Here is a 1,469-nt window from a genome sequence, read left to right as displayed (position 1 = left end):
CAAAAGATGTAACAACAAAAGAAGCGCCATCAGCAGAAGAAACAAACAAAGTAGCAACAGAAGAAGAAGCACCAGCAGTTGAAGAAACAAATGCTAAGAGCAATTCAAATGCTCAACCAGCAGAAACTGAGAGAACTCACGTTGTAGATACAGTTGCTAAAGATTTATATAAAAAATCTGAAGTTACAGAAGCAGAGAAAGCTGAAATTGAAAAAGTATTACCAAAAGATATTTCAAATTTATCTAATGAAGAAATTAAAAAAATAGCTTTAAGTGAAGCACTTAAAGAAACAGCTAACAAAGAAAACGCACAACCAAGAGCAACATTCCGTTCAGTAAGCAGAAATGCTAGAACAACAAATGTTAACAATTCAGCAACAGCATTAAGAGCAGCTGCACAAGACACAGTTACTAAAAAAGGAACGGGTAACTTTAAAGAATATGGAGATATAATCCATAAAACGTATAAAGAAGAATTCCCTAAAGAAGATAAGCTAACTGCATTCAATACAAACTTCAATCCTAATACAGGAACTAAAGGCGCATTAGAATATAATGATAAAATAGATTTTAATAAAGACTTTACAATTACTGTTCCAGTAGCAAACAACAACCAAGGTAATACAACAGGAGCAGATGGCTGGGGCTTCATGTTTACTCAAGGGAATGGCCAAGACTTCTTAAACCAAGGTGGTATTTTAAGAGACAAAGGTATGGCAAATGCATCTGGTTTTAAAATTGATACGTCATATAATAATGTTAATGGTAAAGTCGATAAACTCGATGCAGATAAAACAAACAATCTAAGTCAAATTGGCGCAGCAAAAGTTGGTTACGGTACATTTGTTAAAAATGGTGCAGATGGTATGACTAACCAAGTTGGTCAAAATGCCCTAAATACAAAAGATAAACCTGCAAATAAAATAATTTATGCAGATAATACAACTAATCATCTTGATGGTAATTTCCATGGCCAAAGATTAAATGATGTAGTATTAAATTATGATGCAGCAACAAGTACAGTAACTGCTACATATGCAGGAAAAACATGGACAGCTACTACAGATGATTTAGGAATTGATAAATCACAAAAATATAATTTCTTAATTACTTCAAGTCATATGCCAAATAGATATTCTGATGGAATTATGAGAACAAATCTTGAAGGTGTAAAAATTACAACGCCTCAAGCTGATTTAATTGATGATGTGGAAGTAACGAAACAACCAATTACTCATAAAACTATTCGTGAGTTTGATCCAACTCTAGAACCAGGCTCACCTGATGTTATTGTACAAAAAGGTGAAGATGGAGAATCAACAACAACTACACCAATTAAAGTTGACCCTGATACAGGAGATGTAGTTGAACGTGGTGAACCAACAACAGAAGTTACAAAAAATGCAGTTGACGAGATTGTACACTTTGCACCTGAAAAAGTACCACAAGGCCATAAAGATGTATTCGAT

The 1,469-nt window shown here is 33.8% G+C and carries 1 pseudogene; it reads left to right on the top strand.

The features are described 5' to 3' along the window. Positions 1 to 1,469 (top strand): annotated as a pseudogene (gene pls, locus HMPREF2647_RS06345) (plasmin-sensitive LPXTG-anchored glycoprotein Pls); the annotation flags it as partial.

The sequence above is a fragment of the Staphylococcus sp. HMSC035D11 genome (assembly GCF_001836075.1).
GTDB classification, from domain to species: Bacteria; Bacillota; Bacilli; order Staphylococcales; family Staphylococcaceae; genus Staphylococcus; species Staphylococcus hominis.
Note: the sequence above shows the minus strand (reverse complement) of the source record. Positions and strands in the feature narration are given on the sequence as shown.